The organism is Pseudomonas sp. SIMBA_068, assembly GCF_046534705.1.
Lineage (GTDB): Bacteria > Pseudomonadota > Gammaproteobacteria > Pseudomonadales > Pseudomonadaceae > Aquipseudomonas > Aquipseudomonas putida.
Genome location: NZ_JAWRYI010000420.1, coordinates 1 through 276 on the forward strand (window position 1 = coordinate 1; position 276 = coordinate 276).

General features: G+C 50.0%; 1 protein-coding gene. It reads right to left on the reverse strand.

The genetic code is table 11. The features are described 5' to 3' along the window. Positions 1–276 (reverse strand): SurA N-terminal domain-containing protein (locus SB756_RS29795; RefSeq protein ID WP_410913178.1); only part of this gene is annotated, 276 nt, incomplete at both ends.

Sequence of the window (276 nt, forward strand, 5' to 3'; positions counted from 1 at the left end):
TTTGCGGATCTGGTTACGATAGGTGTTGTAGTTCAGTCCATCGTAAGCCAGACGGCTGCGCATCTGATCCAGCGTCATGTTGTTCTGTTTCGCGATGTTAGCAATCGCCTGATCCAGCTGCTCATCGGAGATTTTCACTCCCATTTTCTGCCCCATCTGCAGGATGATTTGATCCATGATCAAACGTTCCATGATTTGGTGGCGCAGCGTCGCGTCATCAGGAAGTTGCTGCCTTGCCTGAGCAGCGTTCAGTTTTACCGACTGCATTAATCCATC